Consider the following 24,929-nt stretch of genomic DNA (forward strand, 5'->3'; position numbering starts at 1 on the left):
CTGGGGCGATATATCAAAATCATGCACCGCCAGAACAACCCGCTCAATCCGCCTATTGTGCCCGCCGTCCGCCGGCGCGGCACGCGTCATAACCGCTGTGCGTGCCGCGCCGGCGGCCCCGGCTTTCATCAACCTCACTAACCATGTGGATCGTTCGCCTGGCGCTGCGGCGCCCCTATACCTTCATCGTGCTGGCCCTGCTTTTGCTGATCGTCGGTCCGTTGACGATCCTGCGCACGCCGACCGACATTTTCCCCAATATCGACATTCCGGTGCTGTCGGTGATCTGGTCGTACAACGGCCTGCCCGCCGATGAAATGGAAAAGCGCATCGTGCTCAACTACGAGCGGGGGCTGTCAACCGCGGTCAATGATATCGAGCACACGGAGTCGACTTCGCTGAACGGGATCGCCGTCGTGAAGATCTTTTTTCAGCCGCACGCGAACATTGATGAAGCGCTCGCCGAAGTCACCGCGCTGTCACAGACGCAATTGCGCTCGCTGCCGCCTGGCATCACGCCGCCGAATATCCTGCGCTACAACGCGTCGACGGTGCCGATCCTGCGCCTCGCGCTGTCGTCCGCTTCGCTCACCGAGCAGGAGCTGTTCGACTTCGGCAACAACTTCCTGAAGACGCAACTGGCCACCGTGCCGGGCGCCTCCGCGCCTTTGCCGTATGGCGGCAAGCAGCGGCAAATCATGGTCGATATCGATTCGCGCAAGCTGCAGGAGCGCAACCTGTCGCCGATGGACGTGGTCAACGCGGTCACCGCGCAGAATCTGATCTTGCCCTCGGGCACCGCTAAAATCGGTTCGACCGAATATTCGGTGGAGATGAACGGCAGTCCGGATTCGCTCGCCGGCCTCAATAACATTCCGATCAAGTCCACCGCCAACGGCACGGTTTATATCCGCGACGTCGCCCATGTGCGCGACGGTTTCCAGCCGCAAACCAATATCGTTCGCGTGAACGGACAGCGCGCCGCCTTGCTGACTATCAACAAAAGTGGCAACACGTCCACGCTCGAAATCGTGGACCGTATCAAGAAGATGATGCCCACGTTGCGCAATCTCGTGCCCGCTTCGCTGAATATCGATCCGGTCGCCGATCAGTCGCTGTTCGTGCGCGCTTCCGTGCAAGGTGTGCTGCGTGAAGCGCTGATTGCCGCATGCCTCACCGGGCTGATGATTCTGCTGTTCCTCGGCAACTGGCGCGCCACGTTGATCATCGCCGTGTCCATTCCGCTGTCGATGCTCACCTCGATCATTGCCCTGTCGATGCTCGGTGAAACCATCAACATCATGACGCTCGGTGGCCTCGCGCTCGCGGTCGGTATTCTGGTCGACGACGCGACCGTGGCGATCGAAAACATCAGTCATCAACTCGAGCAAGGCAAGACGCTCGAACAGGCGATTCTCGACGGCGCACATCAGATCGCGATCCCGACGCTGGTCTCGACGCTATCCATTTGCATCGTGTTCGTGCCGATGTTTCTGCTGACAGGCGTCGCGCACTATCTCTTCATTCCACTCGCCGAAGCGGTGGTGTTCGCGATGCTGGCCTCATATTTCTTCTCGCGTACGCTCGTGCCCACGCTCGCGAAGTATCTGCTGCGCCATCACCATAAACCGGCGGACCTGCATCACGCAGCCGGGCAAACGCGTAATCCGTTCATGCGCGTGCACTATTCCTTCGAGCGTGGCTTCTCGCGTTTTCGCGAGCACTATCGTGTGTTTCTCGAAGCGCGGGTTGCGCGGCCGGGCCTGTTCGTGACGCTGTTTCTCGTTTGCTGTGGCGCGTCGATGCTGTTGATGCCGTTTCTCGGCCGCGACTTTTTCCCGCAAGTCGATGCAGGCACCATCGCGTTGCATCTGCGCGCCAAAACCGGCATGCGGGTCGAGGAAACCGCAGTGGTGACCGATCGCGTCGACACGCGGATTCGTCAGTTGATACCGGCCACAGAGTTGCACTCGCTCATCGACAATATCGGCCTGCCGGTCTCCGGTATCAACCTCTCGTATAGCAACACCGGCACGATCGGCACCTCGGATTCAGACATACTCATCACGCTGAATCCCGATCATCATCCGAGTGCGGACTACGTACGCACCCTGCGCCGGACGCTCACCGATGAATTCCCCGGTGTGCAATTCGCCTTCCTGCCTGCGGATATCGTCAGCCAGACGCTCAACTTCGGCATGCCCTCGCCGATCGACATTCAGATCGTCGGGCGCGACGTAGCCGGTAATCGCGCCTTCGCCGCGCAGTTGCTGAACCGGCTGCGCACGGTGCCCGGTCTTGCCGATGCGCGCATCCAGCAGCCCGCCGATTTGCCGCGCATCTTTATCGACGTGGACCGCACGCGCGCACAACAGGCAGGATTCTCGCAACGCGACATCGCGAGCAATCTGCTGATTACGCTGTCCGGCAGCCAGCAGACCACGCCGACGTTCTGGCTCAATCCGCGCAACGGCGTCAGCTACAACGTGATCACGGAAGCGCCGCAATACACGATCGATTCGCTGCAATCGCTCGCGAACATTCCGCTCAATGCGAATGGCCGCAGCAATATTCTCGGCTCGCTTGCCACGATGAAACGCGAAGCGGGCAACGCCGTGCTCACACACTACAACGCGCAAACCACCATCGACATCTTCGGCACCGCCGACGGCCGCGATCTTGGCGGCGTGTCGGACGACATCAGCAAGATCATCGACGACGCCAAGGCCGATCTCCCCAAAAGCTCGACCATCGAGGTGCGCGGCCAGGTGCAGACAATGAACGATTCGTTCTCGGGTCTGTTCGCCGGTCTCGTGTTCGCAATCCTGCTGGTGTATCTGCTGATCGTGGTGAATTTCCAGTCGTGGCTCGATCCGTTCATTATCATCACGGCGCTGCCAGGCGCGTTGGCGGGCATCGTATGGATGCTGTTTCTCACGCACACCACACTGTCGATTCCAGCGCTAACGGGTGCGATCATGTGTATCGGTATCGCCACCGCGAACTCGATCCTCGTGATCAGCTTTGCACGCGAACAACTGCTCGAACACGGCGATGCGACGCGCGCGGCGATCGAAGCGGGCTTCACGCGCTTCCGTCCAGTGCTGATGACGGCGCTCGCGATGGTGATCGGCATGGTGCCGATGGCAATCGGCCTCGGCGAAGGCGGCGAGCAGAATGCGCCGCTTGGGCGCGCGGTGATCGGCGGGCTGACTGTCGGCACCCTGGCTACGCTGATCTTCGTGCCGGTAGTGTTTTCGATGATCTACCGACGGCTCGCGGCGCGGCGCCAGCGGGCAGCTGAGCATGTGGTGCAAAAGCCATGATGTACAGCGCACAACAAACAACACGAAGCACAAGAGGCAGCCTCGACTGCCCAGCCAATCTGACAGGGGAAGGTTGATGGAAGGAAAACGTCCAGACGGGTCCAGCACTGCACTCAATCCGTCGAAGGGAACGCGCACGCGCTGGGTCATCGTGGTGGTGGTTGTGGTCGTCGTTCTGCTCGCGGCGCAAGGCATCTGGTCGCGCCATGACGCGCATGCGGCACTCGAGCGCGACGCCGGGCACGCAAGCCAGACGAGCGTCGAAGTCGTGCATCCGCAGAAGTCGACGGCGGGACTTGACCTCGTGCTGCCCGGCAACGTGCAGGCGTTTCTCGACACACCGATTTACGCTCGCACCAACGGCTACCTGAAGAAGTGGTACGCGGACATCGGCGCGCACGTAAAGAACGGCCAGTTGCTCGCGGAAATCGACACCCCCGAAGTGGACGATCAACTGCGCGCCGCCCGCGCCGATCTGGCGAATGCCGACGCCAACTATGGGCTCGCGAAAAGCACGGCCGACCGCTGGACCGAGATGCTGAAAAGCAAATCCGTCTCGAAGCAGGAAACCGACGAGAAGGTCGGCGACATGCTCGCAAAGAAAGGCACGCTGGATGCCGCACGCTTCAACGTGGCGCGCCTCGAGAAAACACAATCGTTCCAGAAGGTCTACGCACCGTTCGACGGCATCGTGACGGCACGCAATGTCGACGTGGGTGCGTTGATCGATGCGGGCAGTTCCGGCGGCCCGGCGAAGGAACTGTTTCACGTTGCGCAGGCGGACAGATTGCGCGTGTATGTGAACGTGCCGCAGGCCTACGCTCAACAAGTTCACGCGCAGCAGACGGCGTTTCTGACGCTGACCGAGACGCCGTCCAAACATTACCCAGGGACCGTGGCACGCACCGCGGGCGCCGTCGATCCACAACAACGAACCATGCTCGTGGAAGTCGATGTCGACAATCGCAATGGCGATCTGCTGCCGGGCGCGTACGCGCAGGTACATTTCGCGTTGGGCGCGGGCGCCGCATCGTTTACGCTGCCCGGCAACGCGTTGTTGTTTCGCCCCGACGGCGTAAAAGTGGCGACGGTGGATCCCCAGCACAAAGTGAAGCTGCTGCCGGTTTCGCTCGGAACGGACTTTGGCACGCGCGTGGCAATCGCATCCGGTTTGCAAGGCGATGAACAGGTGATTCTGAATCCGCAGGATTCAATCGTGGATGGTGCGCCGGTGCGGATCGTGCCGGGCAAAGCAACGGGCGCTTCGGGTGCCGCGGCGGGTGGCGACGGTGCGGCAGGCGCTTCCGGCGCAGCCGCGGCTAGCGCGCCTGCTGCGCACGTCACCAGTCTGCAAGCGGTGAGGGACGCACTGTGAACACACCGGTATTCCGTCGCCGTTTCGCGCAGCGGGTCACGCGTGCCTCGTTGCTTGCCGCAACGCTGGCGTACACGCTCACTGCCTGCACCGTGGGCCCCGACTACGTCAAGCCACCGGCCACCACCGCCGCGACCTATAAGGAACTCGAGGGCACCGGATGGAAGCCCGCGCAACCCGCCGACACCCTCTCGCGCGGCGCGTGGTGGAACGTCTACGTAGACCCGTCGCTCGATGCACTCGAGTTGCAGGTCGCCAGCGCGAATCAGAACGTGCAGGCCGCCGAGGCACGCTTTCACGCCGCCCGCGCGACAGTCGCGCAGTATCGCTCGAACTTTTTTCCTGTGGTCACTGCGAATGGCGATTATTCACGCGCGCGGACATCGGAGAATGTTCTGCACAAATCGACCGCCGGTCTCACGCTGAACGATTACCTCGTGCAAGCCGACGCATCGTGGGAACCGGACTTGTGGGGGCGCGTATCGCGTAGCGTCGAAGGGGCGAAAGCCGAGGCACAGGCCAGCGCCGCCGACGTGCAGGCCGCGCTCCTCTCGATGCAGGCCGAACTGGCAACCGACTACTTCGAACTCCGCGGTCTCGATCAGGAGCGCCAACTTCTCGACGACACGATCAGGGCCTACGAGGAAGCGCTCGATCTGACGCAACACCGCTACGCCGGCGGCATCGCTACGGACGCCGATGTCGCGCAGGCGCAGACGCAGTTGAAAACCACGCAGGCGCAAGCGCTCGACCTCGGCGTGCAGCGCGCGCAACTCGAACACGCGATCGCGATCCTGGTCGGCCAGACACCTTCGACATTTTCGCTGCCGGTTGCGCCGCTCGCCGCAGTACCGGTGGTCGCGGCTGCGGGCGTGCCATCCGCATTGCTCGAACGAAGGCCCGATATCGCGTCAGCAGAGCGGCACGTTGCCGATATGAACGCGCAGATTGGCGTGGCGACGGCAGCGTTCTTTCCGAGCCTGATTTTGTCGGTGACGGGTGGGCTCGAAGCGACCAACTACAGCCAATGGCTGCTGGCGCCGAGCCGTCTGTGGTCGCTCGGGCCGGCACTGGCCGGCACGCTGCTCGACTTTGGCGGACGTGCGTCGGTGAAAGAGCAGGCCCGCGCGCACTATGACGAAAGCGTCGCGCAGTACCGCCAAACAGTGCTGACCGCGTTCGGCCAGGTCGAAGACAATCTCGCCGCATTGCGCGTGCTGGAACAGGAAGCCGCCGCCCAGGACGACGCCGTGGCCGCTGCGCAGCGTTCGCTGTCTGTCGTGTCGAACCGCTATAAGAACGGCGCGATCACGTATCTCGATGTCGTGGTCGCGCAAACCACCGCGCTTACCAACGAACGGAATGCTGTGTCGATCGCGCGCCGCCGGATGGCTGCGAGCGTCGCATTGATCAAGGCATTGGGCGGTGGTTGGGACGTGTCTTCACTGCCGACTGACGAACAGATCGTGCATCCCGCAACACCGGCGAGCGAGGCTGCGGCGCATGGTTAGCGGTGAGCGTTCGGCGCGTGAAGGTCATCCGCAAATGGATCCGAAAACCGCGACGAGCATGCCGTCTGTGCACGTCGTGACAGCACCTCGCTGCGCATCGCAGCCACCCGCCAAGCCTTTTCAGCGTATCCTTAACTCCTTTGAGTACTTTGCGCTCCCCAAGGAGATTTTTTCGTGACCGCATCGCCGGAATCCCACCGGACTGCTGCTTCAGCTGTTCCTGCGTCATCCGCTTCTTTCACCTCCGCTGCTATGCCTCCCGTCGGCGACATTCCCTATCTCGAACGCGGCACGCGTGCCTATTGGCGCGCCAGCATTGCGCTGCTGTTCGCGGGGTACGCCACCTTCTCACTGCTGTATTGCGTCCAGCCATTGCTGCCCGCGTTCTCTACGGCGTTCAACGTGACGCCGGCACAGAGCAGCTTGTCACTCTCGCTGACTACCGCTGCGCTCGCGCTCGCCATCTTCATGGCCGGCTTCGTCTCGGAAGGCTGGAGCCGGCACAAACTGATGACTGCGTCGCTCACGCTGTCGGCGCTGTTGACGATCGGCGTGTCGATCGCGCCGCACTGGCATCAACTGCTCGTGTTGCGCACGCTCGAAGGACTCGCGCTCGGTGGCGTGCCCGCCGTCGCGATGGCGTACCTAGCGGAAGAAGTGCACCCCGACGGACTGGGTCTGGCGATGGGGCTGTATGTCGGCGGCACGGCGATCGGCGGGATGGCCGGGCGCGTGATTACCGGCGTCGTCGCGGATCTGTTTTCGTGGCGCGTGGCAATCGGCACGATCGGCGTGCTCGGCATTCTCTCGATGCTCGCGTTTCGCGCGTTGCTGCCGCCGTCGCGCCATTTCGTCCCGCGTCGCGGGCTCGGCTTTACACATCACCGCAGTGCACTGCTGAAGCAGTTCACGCGACCCGGTCTGCCTCTGCTGTTTCTGCTCGGCTTCGTGCTGATGGGCAGCTTCGTCACGCTGTACAACTACATCGGTTACCGGCTGCTCGCACCGCCTTACCTGTTGAATCAGACGGAGATCGGCGCGATTTTCGTCGTCTATCTGACGGGCGTGGTCGCTTCGCCGTGGTCGGGCCGCATGGCCGACACCTTCGGCCGGGCGCGCGTGCTGACCGCCAGCCTGCTACTGATGATGCTCGGGCTCGCTCTCACGATGCTGCATCCGATCGCGGCAATAGCAACCGGGATCGCGTGCGTGACGTTCGGTTTCTTCGCCGGACACTCGGTGGCAAGCGGCTGGGTCGGGCGCCTCGCGAAAGAAGCCAAGGGGCAGGCGGCGGCGCTGTATCTGCTCGCGTACTACGTCGGCTCGAGCGTGGTCGGCTCTTACGGCGGGCAAGTGTGGGCCGGTTATGGCTGGAATGGTGTCGCCGGACTGGTCGGCATGCTACTCGTCATCGGTATCGTTGCGGCCATGCGCTTGCGTCAGCGCGAACAGACCGCCGTATGAGGGCGCGTTGCTGATCGGCTTCGGGGAAACTGAAGTTGGACGCAGCACGGAACCCATGCTGATATCCGCGTGCCTTGCGTTAGGAGAACAATCCGCGATGCATCGATCAGACTTAAAAGTAAGGCCTGTGTAAGCAAATACTTCATTTTCAAGGGCATTTTTGCTGCGATGCGCCAATCTCCACCGCCCTTGCAGCATTGGGTTCAGCGGTCTGCAAAGACGCGCTGCAGCGCCCCAAAGCGTTGTTATGTTGATCTAAGCGTCGCCTATACTCGAATCGAGCGCGGCAGTGTATGACTCCAGAAATCGAGCCACTGTCCTCGCCTGTACTACATAAGGAGACGGGTATGACGACCTATTTCACGATCGGCGATTTCATTCTGGTCATTCCGATGGCGCTGGCCGGCGCTCTGTTTGTCGGCGCGCTCCCCTGCAAGACGGAATTTCGGCACAACGTGCTACGCGTGCTTGGCGCGCTTATCGGCGTAGTGTTCGCGGTCGTGCTGGTCGAAGGCTTGCCGGCGCTGGTGTAGCGGGGTCCGGCGGAGACGGCCTGGTCGCTTCGCCGATGGTTTGTTGACTGAAAGCAGTCGCTTCGGCCACTGGGTGGGAAGTGCGTGCGCTTGAATTGTGTCAATAAAAAAGCCGCTGCGGGTGTAATAGCGTTCAATTTTTTAACTGAGCGGTATTAGCCTCACAAGCGGCTTTTCTGTTTCTACGGCGAGCCTCTACGACCTGAAACTCAGCGCGATCAGATCGCCTGATCCGTCGACGGTTTTTCCCACAGGTTAATGCCACCTTCCGTCGCGTAGCGGTCGATCTCCGCCAGCTCTTCCTTCGAGAACGCGAGATTCTTCAACGCACCGACGTTTTCGCGCACCTGCTCCGCGCGGCTAGCGCCGATCAGCACGGACGTGACACGCGGATCGCGCAGCGCCCAGGCCAGCGCCATCTGCGCGAGGCTTTGTCCGCGACGCTGCGCGATGTCGTTGAGCTTGCGCACATGATCGATGTTTTGCGGGCTCAGATGCTCCTGCTTCAACGAACCGCCGCCCGGCTTGTTGACGCGCGCGTCTTCCGGCACGCCGTTCAGATACTTGCCGGTGAGCAAGCCCTGCGCGAGCGGCGTGAACGCGATGGCGCCCGCGCCGACTTTCTCGAGCGTGTCCAGCAGTTCATGTTCGATCCAGCGGTTGAGCATGTTGTACGCCGGCTGATGAATCAGCAGCGGTACCTTGTATTCGGCAAGCAGCTTGGCCATTTCGAGCGTCTTGGTGGCCGAGTAAGACGAAATACCGATGTACAGCGCTTTACCTTGCTGCACGGCGCTCGCCAATGCACCGGCGGTTTCTTCGAGCGGCGTGTCGGCATCAAAGCGATGCGAATAGAAGATGTCGACGTAGTCGAGACCCATGCGCTGCAGGCTCTGATCGAGACTCGCGAGTACATATTTGCGCGAGCCGCCGCCCTGCCCGTATGGACCCGGCCACATGTCCCAACCCGCTTTCGACGAGATCAGCAGTTCGTCGCGATACGGCTTGAAGTCGTCTTTGAAGAGACGGCCGAAGTTGGTTTCCGCGCTGCCGTACGGGGGGCCGTAGTTGTTGGCAAGGTCGAAGTGAGTGATGCCCAGATCGAAGGCCGTGCGCAGGATATCGCGCTGCGTGGAAATCGGCGTGGTGTCGCCGAAGTTGTGCCACAGGCCCAGCGACAGCGCCGGCAGTTTGAGACCCGACTTGCCGCAGACGCGGTATTGCATGTCCGAATAGCGTTCTGAAGCTGCTTCGTAAGCCATTGCTAGTGTCCTTGATGTTGAAGTCACCCGGCGATCACGGGCGTGAGGAGATCACGTGCTGCGGGAGGTGTGCAGGTTTTTTTGTTTAGGTATGGGTGAGACCAGACCGCTATGGTAGCCAATCGGCGTGATGCCTGCAGACGCCCAGTATGCGGGATGGACGATTGCTTGCGGCTCCCCTACACTTTGGCCGATCAAAGCTTATTGGAGGGGGCAGTTTCATGACGAAGGCGATTTCAATCGCGCTGATTGTCGGCGGTATTGTGTTGTTGTATTTCGGCGGGCAGGCGTTCAACTCGGTCAGCAGCGAGGTGTCTCGCGTGTTTACCGGATCGCCGACCAATAAGGCGATCATACTGATCGTGGCCGGCGCTATCGCCACTATTGCCGGCCTGACCGGCGTGGCTGTTTCCGGACGCAGGCGGTAGAGCGCTGGTTGCCTACGCGGCGCGAGACTGACGAACGTCAGCGCCGCGCAAGGCAAAGCGCCTAAAAAGCAATTTCAGGCTTAGCCGCCGAGCGGGATCCCGGCAGGGGCACATTGCTCGCCCCGTGATAGGTAAACACCAAAGAAAATTTCACCTGATCGCTGATGTTCTTGCCCGCCGAATGCAGCGTGTTGCAATGAAAGAACACCACGTCCCCGGCTTTGAGCTCAGGCGAGACCGCGGTGCGAATCAATGCCTGATTCTCTTCCAGATCGGAACGAAAAAATTTGGCCTCGTCGAACCGGTCGGAAGTGAAGGCAATGCTGTGCGACTTCGGCACCAACCACAACGCACCGTTATCGACCGTCTCCGAACCGACTGCGAGCCATACCGACACCAGATCGTCGCGCTCGAACGACCAATACCTCACGTCACGATGCCAGCCGGTCAAGCTGCCATAAGCGGGGTGCTTGGTCATCATGCAATTGTGATGCGCCCGCGATAAACGCGGCTCCTCGCCGAAGTACAACTCCATCCAGCCGCGAATTTCCGGCGCGATCGCCCACTGCGCAAAATGCGAATCGCGCCCATACGCATCCAGCAGCCGGCGAACCGTATGGCCGCCCGGCGCATACTTTGACTCCGGCGCGCCCGGATAGCGAAGGTCCGCTTCGAACTCGATCGGCGCCGCCGCTTCCTGCAACTGCCGCTCCGCAATCCGCTTCAGCTCGCCGCAACGCTCGGGCGACACCAATCCAGGCACAACGACAAATCCTTGCTCCCGCAACGTTTGAATCTGCTCTTTCTTCGAGTGAAGTGACATGGTGTTCCGTTACTTTCGACTGACTGATGCTCGATTGTAAAACGGGCGCGATCGGACTGCGCGCTGTTTCACCTTTCACGAAGCCAAGCCTTACGCACTACTTTCACGCGATTTGGTGGTTTGCAAGGCACCCTGTCAGGGCAAGCACGCACGGTAATCGCCCGCAAAGGGCGCGACCCCGTCTGCGTACACGCCGCTCTACCCCGCAAAAACCCGTATTCGCAGGGTAAAAACCGACTTTCTGACGTCACGAATCGCGTGTAGCCTGCACACATGTTGATCGCTACTCCCGCACTTGTGCGGCGCGCATGCGCCGCTGTGACCGGCTCCGCCGTCCTCCGTGCCCTTTCCCATCGAATTCCGGGCTTTCGCGCCGTCCATCGCGACACCGCCGTTGGCACATTTGGTGCTCTTTCTGGCGCACACCCCGTCGCGCGACACGTTGCCTACTTGTGAAGCCATGCATACTCTTCTGAGCACCCGTCTTACCCGCGCCGCATTGAAAGCGGCGCGTCCGGCACGCCGCCATGTCGTGCGTGCACTGCGTCACCATGCCACCCGCACTCGCGCATTAGGCGAACAGTGGCGCGAAGCCAAAGCGGTCGACGGCATTCGCACGTGGTTCCACACCTTTTTCTCCGCGTTGCGCCTGCAAGGGAGTTCGCGCCGTTTTTCGCTGCGCACGCTGCTGCGCAAACCGACGCCGCTGCGCCTCACCGCTACGCGCAACGCGCCGGTCGCCGCACCCCAGAGCACGAGCCGCCGCCCGCGCCGTATGTCGACGAACGGCAGCACCGGCTGGTTTGCGTTCGCGTTTGCGAGCCGGTGAGACAGCGCTTTCGAAGGCGATAAAAAAACCCCGCCCGGCTTACGCCCCTGCCCCTTACTTAGCGTGTTGATGGAAGGGGCCTGATTCACTATGATGCCCCACAGGTCAAGGACTTGTGGGGCATTGCTATGTCTGAAAAAATTTCTGGCGAGGAGCCTGCTGAAACTGGCTCACAGCCTCCATCACCGCCCCGTATCCCCGAAGAGGTGGCCGGGATTCAGGTGAACCATTGCAAGTCTCCTCAATGCCCGAATTTTGGACACTCTGCGTTGCCAATACGGCCATATCGGCGAAAAGGCACACCTGCAACGCCCGGGGATTACACAATGAATGCCGCGATGGGCGGCTTACCGCAAATCAAATGCGCATTTTGCGGTGAAAAATCACCCCTCAGGAGTAATCTCGCAATATCAGAGGAATATAACCGCCTGAGTTCCCATCTGGTCAAGCCTGTGATTGAGGGTTCGTGCAAGAACGAAAACTGTTCGATGTTCGGAATTCCAGTATCGAAGGCTGGAGGCCAATATGTTTCGTTTGGAAAGACATCAGCTGGGACTCCTCGATACCGTTGTCAGTCTTGCAAAAAAACTTTTATAGGAAAACAGAAGGCGATTATTCGGCAGCGACGCTCCGAGAAAAATAGGGACGTGTTCACGCTCATTACCAATCGAGTTCCGATTTCTCGCATAGTCGAGGCGACGACCTTGTCGGTGAAGGCTGTCTACGACAAACTCGAATTTATTCATAAACAATGCCGTTTGTTTGTGGGAAGTCGCGAATCTCAAATGCTGGAGCCCGCATTTGTCTTGCCGAAAATGTATGTTTCGGTGGACCGCCAGTACTACGCAGTTAATTGGTATGACCATGAGGACCGACGCGAGATACAGCTTAATGCAATCGCGACCGCTGATTTAAAAAGCGGCTATGTATTCGGCATGCATTTGAACTTCGATGGCTCCGTAATTTCGGACGTTATTGAGAAAGAGGCAGCTGCGGCAGGCGACTCCAGTCTCTCCCCGCCATTTCGTCGTTTTGCTCGGCTATGGGTGAAACGAGACTACGATGAGGCGCTGACGGACGCCCAGAAGCGCGTGGTGGCGTCGATTATGGCGCCACCAGTCAATCTCAATAATGCCCTCCGACATGAGATTGCAGCAGAATACGTCGACGCGGATGCACGAGCCGATATCGAAGAATCTGATTTTAAGGATAATAAGGTCCAGTTACCGAAGCAGGGAATGCAAGTGCGGGAAACCTACACAATGTACGCGCATTTTCGTTTTGTGGCACGGCTTCTGCAAAACGCCCCCAAGGTTCGCGTTTTTATGGACCAAGATTCAGGGTTTCGTGCTGCCTTTATGGCTGCCTATGCCGGAAGAATTAAGGCGCGTACTGCTGATGGCTTTTTTGTGAAAATGAAAAAAGATGCCTCGGCTTGGGAGAAGAAGAATGCTTCGGCCAATGCGAAACGGGATTTGATTGAATTTATGGCCAAACATCGAATCACCGACGAATATTCGGCGAAGGTCGAAATGATGAAGTTAAACGTAAAGGCTGCTGTTAAGCTTGGCCGGTGGAGCGATAGCTGGGTAACCCATCCCTTACCGTCCGCTGCTGAACCGGGAAAGGAGATTAGCTGGCAAACTAACCTGGGTGATTACGATGAAAATCATGAGGCACGTTTGCTGTTGAAGGCGTCACTTCATGCTGTCGACCGATTTTTCATGATTACGCGTCGTCGGCTCACGAAGGCGGAAAGGCCGGTTATGAGTGTGCGCCGTAAGCGCGCCATGTGGTACGGATATGCCGCATATAATCCCGCCATGCTGGCTAAGGAGCTTGAGGTTTGTCGGGTGTATTACAACTTCTGCGTGAAAGGGAAAGACAAGAAAACGCCGGCGATGCGGTTGGGTTTGGCGACGCGACCGGTGGACCCGCAGGAAATTCTCTACTTTTCTTAAACAAAAGCGCCGTTTTGTATAAAAAAGACAGGGGATTTCGGCCCCTGTCTTCGAATCAGCCCCGCCAGGCAAGGCCCCTATCAACACGCCAAGTAAGGGGCAGGGGCTTACGCCGGCGGGGTTTTTTGCTAAAGCGGACTGCGCGCTTATTCTGCGAGCGCGGCGACCGGTTCGGTACCTGCTGCTTCGGCGAGCAGCAGCGCCTTGTCCGTGGCTTCCCACGTGAATTCCGGCTCTTCGCGGCCGAAGTGACCGTAGGCCGCGCTCTTCTCGTAGATCGGGCGCAGCAGGTCGAGCATCTGGATGATGCCCTTCGGACGGAGGTCGAAATGCTCCAGCACCAACTTCGTGATGACTGCATCCGACACGCGGCCCGTGCCGAACGTGTTGACCATGACTGAAGTCGGCTGGGCAACGCCGATCGCGTACGACACCTGAATCAGGCAACGCGACGCCAAACCAGCAGCCACGATGTTCTTCGCGACATAACGGCCGGCATACGCTGCCGAACGGTCGACCTTCGACGGATCCTTGCCCGAGAACGCGCCGCCGCCGTGCGGAGCCGCGCCGCCGTACGTATCGACGATGATCTTGCGGCCCGTCAGACCGCAATCGCCTTGCGGGCCACCGATCACGAACCGGCCGGTCGGGTTCACCAGGAACTTGATGTCGCCCTTGATCAGGTCAGCCGGCAGCGTCGGCTTGATGACTTCTTCGATCACGGCTTCGCGCAGCACGGCCAGATCGATGTCTGGCGAATGCTGCGTGGATAGCACGACCGTGTCGATCGAATGCGGCTTGCCGTCGACATAACGCACGGTGACCTGCGATTTCGCATCCGGACGCAGCCAGGACAGACGGCCGTCGCGGCGCAGATTCGCCTGACGCTCCACCAGACGGTGCGACAGGTGGATCGGCAGCGGCATCAATTCCGGCGTTTCTTCGCACGCGTAACCGAACATCAGGCCCTGGTCGCCAGCGCCTTGATCGAGGTTGTTGTCGTGCGCACGGTCCACGCCCTGGGCGATATCCGGCGATTGCTTGTCGTACGCCACCAGCACCGCGCAGCCGCGGTAGTCGATACCGTAATCGGTGTTGTCGTAGCCGATGCGCTTGATCGTATTGCGCGCGACCTGGATGTAATCGACATTCGCGGTGGTGGTGATTTCACCGGCCAGCACGACGAGACCCGTGTTGCACAGCGTTTCGGCTGCGACACGCGAATACTTGTCCTGAGTCAGAATGGCGTCGAGGATTGCGTCCGAGATCTGATCCGCGACTTTGTCGGGATGGCCTTCGGACACGGATTCGGAAGTGAAGAGATAATCGTTTGCCACGTTGCAGACTCCTGTTGTGTGGTTACGGTTGAGTTTCACGTAGCCAGCTTCGGGAGCCTTGAAGCGGCGACGCTTTAGCGGATTACCTTACCGGCAGGGGCATATCCCATGGATCGCACCCGCCAGCTTCGCCCCGCAAGTTGTCTATTAACTCGGCGAAGCCCTTATTATAGCGACTTCCTTTGATTGTCACAGAGTGTTCACCCGTGCTGTATTTCGACCCGTTTCCAGGTTCCTTGAGCAAAGCGTCGCTCGACGCCCTACACGGAGGGGCGGCATGCTGAGTCGTCTTGGTGCCCATCTGGCCATTGGGCTGCTGAAGTTTTTGGCCTTGTTGCCGTACGGTTTCGTTGCCCGACTGGGCGATGGGCTGGGCTGGCTGCTCTATCAGGTCCCCAGCAGCCGCAAGCGCATCGTCCACATCAATCTGAGCTTGTGTTTCCCGGAGTGGAGCGCCGAGCATCGCGAAGAGATCGCGCAGAAACACTTCCGCCACGCGATCCGCAGTTATGTCGAGCGCAGCGTCCAGTGGTTCTGGTCTGCAGAGAAGCTGGAGAAGATCGTGCAGGTGGATAGCGAGATCGATCTGCTGGCCCCCGACATGCCGCCCACCCTGTTGCTTGGCGCGCATTTCGTCGGTATCGAGGCAGGCTCCGTGTTCATCAATCACGCGCTGCGCCGGCAGTGCGGCGCGCTCTATCAGCCAATGTCCAACAAGGTGCTCGACGACGTGGCGATAGCCGCGCGCGGCCGCTTCGGCGCGGACATGGCAAGCCGCGCCGATAGTGCGCGCATCGTGCTGCGCTGGTTGCGCGACCGCAAGCCGGTCATGCTCGGCGCCGACATGGACTACGGCATGCGCAACTCGACGTTCGTGCCGTTCTTCGGCGTACCGGCATGCACGCTGACGGCCGTCGGGCGGCTCGCCGGGGTCGGCCATGCGCAGGTGGTGCCGTTCATCGGCGAGGTGTTGCCGCACTACAAAGGTTACCGGCTAAAGGTCTTCAAGCCGTGGGACAACTACCCCACTGGTAATGACGAGGCCGACGCGCGCCGCATGAACGCCTTCCTCGAAGAGCAGATTCCGCTGATCCCCGAGCAATACTACTGGGTGCACAAGCGCTTCAAGACCCGTCCGCCGGGCGAGCCGAGCGTGTATTGAGCGAACTTCGAAAAAAGCGCCGGAACGCGGAAATAATGGTGCGTTCGGCCCACCTGCGGGCGCGTCACTTACAATAGCGTGATGAAACTGAAATTCACCAAAATGCACGGCGCGGGTAACGACTTCGTCGTGCTCGACGGCTACACCCAACCGGTCCACCTGACGCCGGGGCAGGTGCGCGCGCTCGCGGACCGGCATTTCGGGGTCGGCGCCGACCAGTTGCTGCTGGTCGAGAAGCCCACCGTGGACGGCGTTGATTTCAGATATCGCATCTTCAATTGCGACGGCGGCGAGGTCGAACACTGCGGCAACGGCGCGCGCTGCTTCGTCAAGTTTGTGCGCGATAACGGCCTGACCGACAAGCGCAGCGTGCGCGTGCAAGTGCAGAACGGCACCATTTTGCTGACCATGCAGGAAAACGGCGAAGTGCTGGTTGATATGGGCTCACCCGTGTTCGAACCGGAGCGCGTACCGTTCGCCAACAAAGGCCTCGAAGGCCGCCGCGAGAGCGCGGACACGCTCTGGCCGCTCGACGTGAACGGTGTGACGCGCTGGATTTCGGTGGTGTCGATGGGCAATCCGCACGCGGTGCAGGTGGTCGACGACGTCGAAGCGTTTCCCGTGCTCGTCGAAGGCCCGGTGATCGAGCGGCACGCGCGCTTCCCGCAGCGAGTGAACGCAGGCTTCATGCAGATCGTCGGCCGTAGCGAGGTCAAGCTGCGCGTCTACGAACGCGGCGCCGGCGAAACGCTGGCGTGCGGCACGGGCGCGTGTGCGGCAGTCGCTGCCGGTATTCGCCGCGGACTGCTGGATGCGCCGGTGCTGGTGCACACGCACGGCGGCAAGCTGACCATCACGTGGGACAGCACGCAAAACGGCGCGCCGCTACTGATGGCAGGCCCTGCGGCAACCGTCTTCGAAGGCGAGATCGAACTGGCCGACTGACCCGCGCCAGCGTAATACCCGATTCAGCGGCCGAGAGATCGGCCCAGGAAGTACCCGACACGTGGCCTCGAACAGGCCGATGAAGATGCCGGTGAAGGCCAATAGCCCGGTGAAAAAGCCGGACCAGGCGGCTCTTTCACCGGCCGACCGAACTCATGACCGATGCGCCGCCCGAAGGCGTCGTCCCGTAGTCCTTTAGCCGAAACCATGAACGATCGCGAAGTCGCCGAATACCTGCTCGCCAACCCCGAATTCTTCGCCGAACACGCGGAAATGCTCGCGACGATCCGGCTTGCGAACCCGCACGGCAAAGCCGCGGTGTCGCTGCAGGAACGGCAAATGGAAATGCTGCGCGACAAGAACAAGCATCTCGAACGGCGTCTGGCCGAGTTGCTGCGCTACGGTCACGAAAACGACAGCATCGCCTCGAAATTCAATCGCTGGACTATCCGCGTGATGGCCGAGCGCGATCCGTACGCGCTGCCGCGCACGATCTCCAACGGCTTGCGCGATATTTTCGATGTGCCGCAAGCCGCGCTGCGCGTATGGGACGTCTCCGAGCCCTATTCACAGGCTGAGTTCGCGCGCCATGTCGGCGAGGAAGTGCGAATCTTCGCGAATAGCCTCACCACGCCGTACTGTGGCGCGAACACTGGCTTTGAAGCGGCGCAGTGGCTGACGCCGGCGGTGTCGGCCGTGAGCGACGACGAATCCGCGGGCAGCACAAGCGAGTCCGCGCACGTCACCGAATCGATTGCGTTGCTCGCGCTGCGCGACCCCGAAGGCAAGGAAGAAGCGCCCACTTTCGGCCTGCTGGTGATGGGTTCGGCCGACGCACGCCGCTTCCATGACGGCATGGCGACCGATTTCCTGACGCAGATCGGCGCGTTGGCAAGCGCGGCGCTGAGCCGTCTGCTGCCGCGCTGAGCCGCACTGATCCACGAAAACCATCGTGACCGAAGCCGACCCGATCGCCGCCTATCTGTCGAATCTCGAACATGAGCGGCGGCTGTCGGCGCATACACTGCGCGGCTACACCCACGAACTCGATGAGCTCAAGCTGCTGGCCAAAGGCCGGCCGCTCGAAAGCCTCACCGCTGTCGATATTCGCGGCGCGGTTTCGCGGGCGCACGCCGGCGGCCTGACGGCGCGCTCGATCAGCCATCGGCTGTCGTCCTGGCGCGCGTTCTACCGCTGGTTCGCGGGCCGCGTCGATCTGCCGGCCAACCCGGTCGCCACCGTGCGGGCGCCGAAGCAGCCGAAAGCACTGCCGAAAGCACTTTCCGTCGACGACGCCGCGCGCCTGATGGAGAGCCCGCCCGCCGCGACCACCGAAGGTTTGCGCGACCATGCAATCCTCGAACTGTTCTACTCGTCGGGCCTGCGTCTGTCCGAACTGGTCGGCCTCGACGCCCGTTTTGCCGACGCCGGCGGCTACCGTTCCGCGGGCTGGCTCAAGCTCGACTCCGCCGAAGTCGAAGTGCTCGGCAAGGGCAACCGGCGCCGCATCGTGCCGGTGGGCAGCAAGGCGCTCGACGCCTTGACCGCGTGGCTCGCGGTGCGCGACCAGATGGTCAAACACGATCCGCATCCGCTGTTTCTGTCGGCGCGTGGCAATCGCCTGTCGCCGAATGTCGTACGCGAGCGTGTGAAGCGCGCGGCGCTGGTCGCGGGCATTCCCGCCAATGTGCATCCGCACGTGCTGCGGCATTCGTTCGCCACGCACGTGCTGCAGTCAAGCGGCGATCTGCGGGCCGTGCAGGAACTGCTTGGCCACGCCAGTATCACTGCCACGCAGGTCTACACCGCGCTCGATTTCCAGCATCTCGCGCACGTCTACGATCAGGCGCATCCGCGCGCCAAAAAACGCGACTGATTCCGCTCTTTGCTTTTTGCGGCTTGCGGTCTCCACCTTCGCTTCACCTGCCGCGCGACTCTTTTCCGCGCGGCCTATTGCTCTTGCTGACACCCTGATGAATACCGTTACGCTCAAACCGTCGAAAGAAAAATCGCTGCTGCGGCGCCATCCGTGGGTCTATGCCAACGCGATCGATCGCGTCGACGGCAATCCCGCGCCCGGCGCGACCGTGCTGGTGCGCGCGCACGACGGCCGCTTCCTCGCGCGTGCGGCCTACAGCCCGCATTCGCAGATTCGCGCCCGCGTGTGGAGCTTCGACGAAATGGAGCCGATCGATCACGCGTTCTTCAAGCGCCGCGTGCAGCGCGCGCTCGCGCATCGTCAGACAATGGTGCACAACACCGGCGCCGTGCGGCTGATTTTCGGCGAAGCGGACGGCCTGCCAGGTCTGATCGTCGATCATTACGTGGCGGAGGACGAAGGCCAGCGTAGTCAGCTGGTGTGCCAGTTCATGGCGACGGGCGTCGAAGCATGGAAGGAAGCGATCGTCGCCGCGCTGACCGACGCGACCGGCTGCCCGAACGTCTACGAGCGTTCGGACGTGTCGATCCGCCAGAAGGAAGGGCTCGAGCAGATCACCGGCGTGCTGGCAGGCGTTGCGCCGTCGGAAGCGCTGATCGCGAGCGAAAACGGTGTCAGATATCACGTCGACGTGCGCAATGGCCACAAAACCGGCTTCTACGTCGACCAGCGCGACAACCGCCTGCTGGTGCAGCAGCTCGCGCAGGATCGCGACGTGCTGAACTGCTTCTGCTACACCGGCGGCTTTTCGCTGGCTGCTTTGAGGGGTGGCGCCAAACGCGTGGTATCGATCGATTCGTCGGGCGAAGCCTTGGCGCTCGCGCAGCAGAACGTGACCGCCAACGGTTTCGACGCCGAACGCGCCACCTGGCTCGACGCCGACGCATTCAAAACCCTGCGCCGCCTGTACGACGAGGGCGAACGCTTCGACCTGATCGTGCTCGATCCGCCGAAATTCGCGCCGTCGCGTGAACACGTGGACCGCGCCTCGCGCGCCTACAAGGACATCAACCTGACCGGCCTGAAGTTGCTGCGCCCGGGCGGCCTGCTGTTCACCTATTCATGTTCGGGCGCGATCGACTCCGAACTGTTCCAGAAGATCGTGTCCGGCGCGGCGGCCGACGCGCGCGTCGATGCGCGGATTCTCAAGCGCCTCGGCGCCGGGATTGACCACCCCTTGCTCACCGCATTCCCGGAAGGCGAATACCTGAAAGGCCTGCTGTTGCAAATTGCCTGATCGCCCATAGCTTCGGGGTTATATCCCGTGCGCCGCGGAGGGGTTCGCCCCCGCCGCCAGCGCCGGATTCACAGATATGTTTCAATATCCGGCTAGTTCGGGCCGCGCGCCGTCAGGCTGCCGCGCCCGGCAAACCGGATACGCAGATGCATTCGCTGCAGAGAATGGGCTGCACATTTCGCGCTGTAAATTCGCGCTTTTGAATTCGATTACGCACAGACTTACGTAAAGGCGACCAACATGATCCCAGTCACCATCCTGACCGGCTTTCTCGGCAGCGGCAAAACCACCCTGCTCAAGCGCATCCTGAACGAAAAGCACGGCATGAAGATCGCCGTGATCGAGAACGAGTTCGGCGAAGAGAACATCGACAACGAAATCCTCGTGCAGGACACGAGCGAGCAGATCATCCAGATGAGCAACGGCTGCATCTGCTGCACGATCCGCGGTGACCTGTCGCGCGTGCTGGGCGATCTGGCGGCGAAGAAGCAGTCCGGCGAAGTGGATTTCGACCGTGTCGTGATCGAAACCACCGGTCTCGCCAATCCGGGCCCGGTCGCGCAGACGTTCTTCATGGACGACCAGATCGCCAACGAATTCCTGCTCGACGCGATCATCACGCTGGTCGACGCGAAGCACGCGAACCATCAGCTGGACGAGCATGAAGTGGTGCAGCGCCAGGTCGGCTTTGCTGATCGCCTGTTCATCACGAAGTCCGATACGGTCGATGAAAAGCACGTGGACGATCTGCGCCACCGCCTGCTGCACATGAATCCGCGGGCGGCGATCAAGATCGTCAATTTCGGCGAAGCGGACATTAAGGAAATCTTCGACCTGCGTGGCTTCAACCTGAATTCGAAGCTCGAAATCGACCCGGACTTCCTCGCCGAGGACGAACATGCGCACAGCCACGCTCACGCGCATGACGAGCACGGCCACACCCACGACGACCATGCCGGCCACGATCACGAAAACTGTGATCACGACCATGGCAAGTGCGACCACGAAGGCCACGACCACGCGCATCACCATCACGCGCACCATGACGACAAGATTAAATCGTTCGTCTACCGCAGCGACCGCCCGTTCGATCCGAACAAGCTCGAGGACTTCCTCGGCGGCATTCTGCAGATCTATGGTGAGCGCCTGCTGCGCTACAAAGGCGTGCTGTATATGAAGGGCGTCGACCGGAAGGTGGTGTTCCAGGGCGTACATCAGATGATGGGCAGCGATCTGGCCGCGAAATGGCAGCCGATCGAGAAGAAGACCAACAAGATGGTGTTTATCGGCATCGAACTGCCGCAAGACCTGATCACCGACGGCCTGGACGCCTGTCTGGCGTAAGCGCTACGCCTGCCGTGCCGTGCGAGTAGTGCGGCACGCGGCGTGCTGCAGCGCCCTTGCCGCGAGCGTGCGTCCGCGGGCACCGAGACAATCATCTGCGGAATACGCAGCAGACCGGCCGAAAGCCCGCTGAAATGTCGGGCGTATGAAAAGCACGTGAAAACCCTGCTGTATTAAACCGTGCACGACCATCGCTTTTTGGTCGTGCGCGCGTTATATTTTCGGGATATCAATGCGCCGCCAGGCGATTTTCACCAGTTGCGGTGCTGGATTGTGATTCAGTTACAATACGTGCCCACTGGAGAATGACAACGAATTGCCCGGTCAGCGCGTATTCCGCGTCGGGCCTGAAACGGCGCCGGAAAATCTTATCCGGAAATCACGCCGACAATGCCGGCTGGCGCAGCAGACAAGGCATGCTGCCGGCAAGCAATGCCTCAGGAGCATTTGAGAAACGGTTTCCAGAGGAGTTCGGCCCCGCATTGGCGTAGCGACGCCCGGCGCGTGGGCGCAAGGCGCTTTTCGGCGTCACCGACAGCCCATCGTCCGTGCCCACCCAGCGCTCCGCGTCCTCGTGGCGCCTTTGCGGGCAATACGAAAGTGCGGGCACTATGTAAGAGTTTTGCCTCACATTGAAGAAGCAAGCCAGATGACGACGAAACGACTCTTGACTGAAGCCGAAATCCTGAAGATGAGCGACAAGGATTACATGAATGCGGATCAGCTCGCCTTCTTCAAGAACAAGCTCGAACAGCTGCAGGCGGACATTCTCCGCAATGCCGGCCAGACGACCGAGAACCTGCGCGAAACAGTAATCGTGCCGGACCCGGCCGACCGTGCAACGATCGAGGAAGAGCATGCGCTGGAACTGCGCACGCGCGACCGCGAGCGCAAGCTGCTGAAGAAGGTGCAGCAATCGATCGCGCGCATCGACTCGGGCGATTACGGCTGGTGCGAAGAAACCGGCGAGCCGATTGGTGTTCCGCGTTTGCTCGCACGGCCCACGGCAACCCTGTCGCTCGAAGCGCAGGAACGCCGCGAACTGCGCCAGAAGCTGTTCGGCGACTGAACACCTACGGCGCGGCTTCGGCTCCGCGCCCTTTTTAAGCTGCTTCGTCGAGAGGCGCACGGTGATCTGTGCGCCTTTTTTCTTTTGTGCGACGCTTTTCGGGCTTTGCTGAGCAGGCCGCTCTGAGCGTCCGTTGCGCGGCTGTTCGAGGGCGCGCCCAGTTCCGCCGCCCCTCTCTGCGCGGCTCGTATCTCTACGCCCGCCCACCTCAGTGCGGCTCCCGCTCCTCCGTTCTGAACCCTGTGTTTTTGTCTTATGCCATTTGCCGGCTCTTGATATGACCGCGCACGCCCTAAAATAAGCCGAACATGCGTTGCACGAGCGCGCGCCGACCGGTTCATCGTTGCGCGCCGTCCGCGTCCAGGATTCATGCGGTGGTCTACGCCATCGCGTCCTACCCGTTTTGCAAAGAGGAACGCATATGGAGCAATTTCACGGCACAACGATCGTTTCCGTGCGCCGCGGCGACAAGGTCGCGCTTGGCGGCGACGGCCAGGTGACGCTGGGCAACATCGTCATGAAAGGCGGTGCAAAGAAAGTCCGGCGCATCTACAACGGCAAGGTGATGGTCGGCTTCGCCGGCGGCACGGCCGACGCCTTCTCGTTGCTCGACCGCTTCGAAGCGAAGCTGGAAAAACATCAGGGCAATCTGACCCGCGCAGCCGTCGAACTCGCCAAAGACTGGCGCACCGACCGTATGCTGCGCCGCCTCGAAGCGATGCTGATCGCCGCGGATGCCACCACTACCCTCGTCATTACCGGTAACGGCGACGTGCTCGATCCGGAAGGCGGCATCTGCGCGATCGGTTCGGGCGGCGCTTACGCGCAAGCCGCCGCCAAGGCGCTCGTTGACAACACCGATATGTCGCCCCGCGAGATCGTGGAGAAGTCGCTGGAGATTGCCGGCGACATGTGCATCTATACGAACCATAACCGCGTCATCGAGACGATCGAGTAAGGACCCACGATGAGCACCATGACCCCTGCCGAGATCGTCTCGGAACTCGACAAACACATCATCGGCCAAGGCCGCGCGAAAAAAGCAGTTGCCGTGGCGCTGCGCAACCGGTGGCGCCGTCAGCAGGTTGAAGACCCGCTGCGTCAGGAAATCACGCCAAAGAACATTTTGATGATCGGACCGACCGGCGTCGGCAAAACCGAAATCGCGCGGCGTCTGGCGAAGCTGGCCGACGCGCCGTTCATCAAGATCGAAGCCACCAAATTCACCGAGGTCGGCTATGTCGGCCGTGACGTCGACAGCATCGTGCGCGACCTGATCGAAATTTCGGTCAAGCAGACGCGCGAAACAGAAATGCGCAAAGTGCGAACCAAGGCTGAAGATCAGGCCGAAGACCGCATTCTCGACATCCTGCTGCCGAGCGCCCGCCCGGTCGGTTTCGGCGCGAGTTCGAGCGCGGCGGATACCGTCGACGAAGGCAGCACCACACGTCAAACGTTCCGCAAGCGTCTGCGCGAAGGTCTGCTCGACGACAAGGAAATCGAACTCGACGTCGAACAGCCGCAAGTCGGCATGGACATCATGGGGCCGCCGGGCATGGAAGACATGACCGAGCAGATCCGTTCGATGTTCGCGAACATCGGCGGCGGCAAGAAAACGCGCCGCAAGCTGAAGGTGAAGGAAGCGCTCAAGGTCCTCACCGACGAAGAAGCCGGCAAGATGCTCAACGACGAAGAGGTGAAAGCCAAAGCAGTGCAAAACGTCGAGCAGAACGGTATCGTGTTTTTGGATGAAATCGACAAGATCGCGTCGCGCAGTGAAGCAGGCGGTGGTGAAGTATCACGTCAGGGCGTGCAGCGCGATCTGCTGCCGCTCGTCGAAGGCACCACGATCAACACCAAGTACGGCATGGTGAAGACCGACCACATTCTGTTCATCGCGAGCGGCGCGTTTCATCTGGCCAAGCCGAGCGATCTGATTCCGGAACTGCAAGGCCGCTTCCCGATTCGGGTCGAACTGGATTCGCTGTCGGTGGGCGATTTCGAATCGATCCTGGTGTCGACCGACGCAAGTCTCGTCAAGCAATACCAGGCACTGCTGGCCACCGAAGACGTGCACCTGGAATTCGCCGACGACGGTATTCGCCGTATGGCCGAAATCGCGTACTCGGTCAACGAGAAGACCGAAAACATCGGCGCACGCCGCCTATACACAGTGATCGAAAAACTGCTCGAAGACGTCTCGTTCGCAGCGGGTAATCACTCGGGCAAGACCGTGCAGATCGACGCGGCGTACGTCGATCGCGCGTTGAACGAAGTGGCGGAAGACGAGGATCTGTCGCGCTACGTGCTGTGATGTCGATGTCGATACCGCGTTAAATTCGCGGGTTCAGCATGATGCAGATCATGTGTAAAGCGTAAAAAAA

The 24,929-nt window shown here is 60.9% G+C and carries 20 protein-coding genes; 17 read left to right on the forward strand and 3 right to left on the reverse strand.

What is annotated here, in order from left to right; translation table 11 throughout:
• The first annotated feature begins 143 nt into the window (after window positions 1-143).
• The 5 genes from ACUN0E_RS40765 to ACUN0E_RS40785 all read left to right on the forward strand — a co-directional run bounded on the left by ACUN0E_RS40765 (window position 144) and on the right by ACUN0E_RS40785 (window position 8,209).
• Window positions 144-3,326: an efflux RND transporter permease subunit gene (locus ACUN0E_RS40765; RefSeq protein ID WP_445570137.1), complete on the forward strand. Its 3,183-nt coding sequence runs from the start codon at window positions 144-146 to the stop codon at window positions 3,324-3,326.
• A 76-nt stretch (window positions 3,327-3,402) separates the two neighbouring features.
• Window positions 3,403-4,701, forward strand: coding sequence for an efflux RND transporter periplasmic adaptor subunit (locus tag ACUN0E_RS40770; RefSeq protein WP_445570138.1), 1,299 nt, complete (start codon window positions 3,403-3,405; stop codon window positions 4,699-4,701).
• Entirely contained in the window at window positions 4,698-6,212 is a 1,515-nt protein-coding gene (locus tag ACUN0E_RS40775; RefSeq protein ID WP_445570139.1) for an efflux transporter outer membrane subunit, read from the forward strand. The genes ACUN0E_RS40770 and ACUN0E_RS40775 overlap by 4 nt, the downstream gene beginning before the upstream one ends.
• Window positions 6,213-6,386: 174 nt before the next feature.
• Window positions 6,387-7,676 (forward strand): MFS transporter, encoded by a 1,290-nt coding sequence (locus tag ACUN0E_RS40780; RefSeq protein WP_445570140.1) that lies wholly within the window; start codon window positions 6,387-6,389, stop codon window positions 7,674-7,676.
• 347 nt (window positions 7,677-8,023) lie between these two features.
• Window positions 8,024-8,209 carry a hypothetical protein gene (locus ACUN0E_RS40785; protein WP_179707336.1) on the forward strand — a complete coding sequence of 62 codons (186 nt, stop codon included), beginning with the start codon at window positions 8,024-8,026 and terminating at the stop codon, window positions 8,207-8,209.
• A 218-nt stretch (window positions 8,210-8,427) separates the two neighbouring features.
• Here ACUN0E_RS40785 and mgrA read toward each other — a convergent pair whose 3' ends face one another.
• Window positions 8,428-9,471: an L-glyceraldehyde 3-phosphate reductase gene (gene mgrA / locus ACUN0E_RS40790; RefSeq protein ID WP_408236818.1), complete on the reverse strand. Its 1,044-nt coding sequence runs from the start codon at window positions 9,469-9,471 to the stop codon at window positions 8,428-8,430.
• 221 nt (window positions 9,472-9,692) lie between these two features.
• On the opposite strand from mgrA, the gene ACUN0E_RS40795 reads away from it, so the two are divergent.
• Complete coding sequence (locus ACUN0E_RS40795; protein WP_408236821.1) at window positions 9,693-9,899, forward strand: DUF3185 family protein; 207 nt, start codon at window positions 9,693-9,695, stop codon at window positions 9,897-9,899.
• A 61-nt stretch (window positions 9,900-9,960) separates the two neighbouring features.
• Here ACUN0E_RS40795 and ACUN0E_RS40800 read toward each other — a convergent pair whose 3' ends face one another.
• A complete protein-coding gene (locus ACUN0E_RS40800) occupies window positions 9,961-10,722 on the reverse strand; it encodes a phytanoyl-CoA dioxygenase family protein (RefSeq protein WP_408236824.1) in 762 nt (253 codons plus the stop codon).
• 460 nt (window positions 10,723-11,182) lie between these two features.
• On the opposite strand from ACUN0E_RS40800, the gene ACUN0E_RS40805 reads away from it, so the two are divergent.
• Both ACUN0E_RS40805 and ACUN0E_RS40810 read left to right on the forward strand, forming a co-directional pair.
• Complete coding sequence (locus ACUN0E_RS40805; RefSeq protein WP_408215345.1) at window positions 11,183-11,551, forward strand: hypothetical protein; 369 nt, start codon at window positions 11,183-11,185, stop codon at window positions 11,549-11,551.
• Between the two features lie 128 nt (window positions 11,552-11,679).
• Window positions 11,680-13,512: a transposase gene (locus ACUN0E_RS40810; protein WP_445570141.1), complete on the forward strand. Its 1,833-nt coding sequence runs from the start codon at window positions 11,680-11,682 to the stop codon at window positions 13,510-13,512.
• A gap of 146 nt (window positions 13,513-13,658) precedes the next feature.
• On the opposite strand, the gene metK is transcribed toward ACUN0E_RS40810, so the two are convergent.
• Window positions 13,659-14,849 (reverse strand): methionine adenosyltransferase, encoded by a 1,191-nt coding sequence (metK, locus tag ACUN0E_RS40815; RefSeq protein ID WP_408236827.1) that lies wholly within the window; start codon window positions 14,847-14,849, stop codon window positions 13,659-13,661.
• A gap of 277 nt (window positions 14,850-15,126) precedes the next feature.
• On the opposite strand from metK, the gene ACUN0E_RS40820 reads away from it, so the two are divergent.
• From ACUN0E_RS40820 to hslU, 9 genes are all read left to right on the forward strand, one after another.
• Complete coding sequence (locus ACUN0E_RS40820; protein WP_445570142.1) at window positions 15,127-16,011, forward strand: lipid A biosynthesis lauroyl acyltransferase; 885 nt, start codon at window positions 15,127-15,129, stop codon at window positions 16,009-16,011.
• An 81-nt stretch (window positions 16,012-16,092) separates the two neighbouring features.
• A complete protein-coding gene (gene dapF / locus ACUN0E_RS40825; RefSeq protein WP_445570143.1) occupies window positions 16,093-16,956 on the forward strand; it encodes a diaminopimelate epimerase in 864 nt (287 codons plus the stop codon).
• A 207-nt stretch (window positions 16,957-17,163) separates the two neighbouring features.
• A complete protein-coding gene (locus ACUN0E_RS40830) occupies window positions 17,164-17,883 on the forward strand; it encodes a DUF484 family protein (RefSeq protein ID WP_408236836.1) in 720 nt (239 codons plus the stop codon).
• A gap of 25 nt (window positions 17,884-17,908) precedes the next feature.
• Window positions 17,909-18,832 carry a tyrosine recombinase XerC gene (xerC, locus tag ACUN0E_RS40835; protein ID WP_408236839.1) on the forward strand — a complete coding sequence of 308 codons (924 nt, stop codon included), beginning with the start codon at window positions 17,909-17,911 and terminating at the stop codon, window positions 18,830-18,832.
• Between the two features lie 97 nt (window positions 18,833-18,929).
• Entirely contained in the window at window positions 18,930-20,132 is a 1,203-nt protein-coding gene (locus ACUN0E_RS40840; protein WP_445570144.1) for a class I SAM-dependent rRNA methyltransferase, read from the forward strand.
• A 240-nt stretch (window positions 20,133-20,372) separates the two neighbouring features.
• Window positions 20,373-21,476: a CobW family GTP-binding protein gene (locus ACUN0E_RS40845; protein ID WP_445570145.1), complete on the forward strand. Its 1,104-nt coding sequence runs from the start codon at window positions 20,373-20,375 to the stop codon at window positions 21,474-21,476.
• 649 nt (window positions 21,477-22,125) lie between these two features.
• Window positions 22,126-22,545 (forward strand): RNA polymerase-binding protein DksA, encoded by a 420-nt coding sequence (gene dksA, locus ACUN0E_RS40850; protein WP_408198908.1) that lies wholly within the window; start codon window positions 22,126-22,128, stop codon window positions 22,543-22,545.
• Between the two features lie 421 nt (window positions 22,546-22,966).
• On the forward strand, window positions 22,967-23,503 hold the full coding sequence (gene hslV / locus ACUN0E_RS40855; RefSeq protein WP_408236848.1) for an ATP-dependent protease subunit HslV: 537 nt from the start codon (window positions 22,967-22,969) through the stop codon (window positions 23,501-23,503).
• Between the two features lie 9 nt (window positions 23,504-23,512).
• On the forward strand, window positions 23,513-24,859 hold the full coding sequence (gene hslU / locus ACUN0E_RS40860; protein ID WP_408236851.1) for an ATP-dependent protease ATPase subunit HslU: 1,347 nt from the start codon (window positions 23,513-23,515) through the stop codon (window positions 24,857-24,859).
• Window positions 24,860-24,929: the final 70 nt, after the last annotated feature.

Source organism: Paraburkholderia sp. D1E (assembly GCF_052682275.1).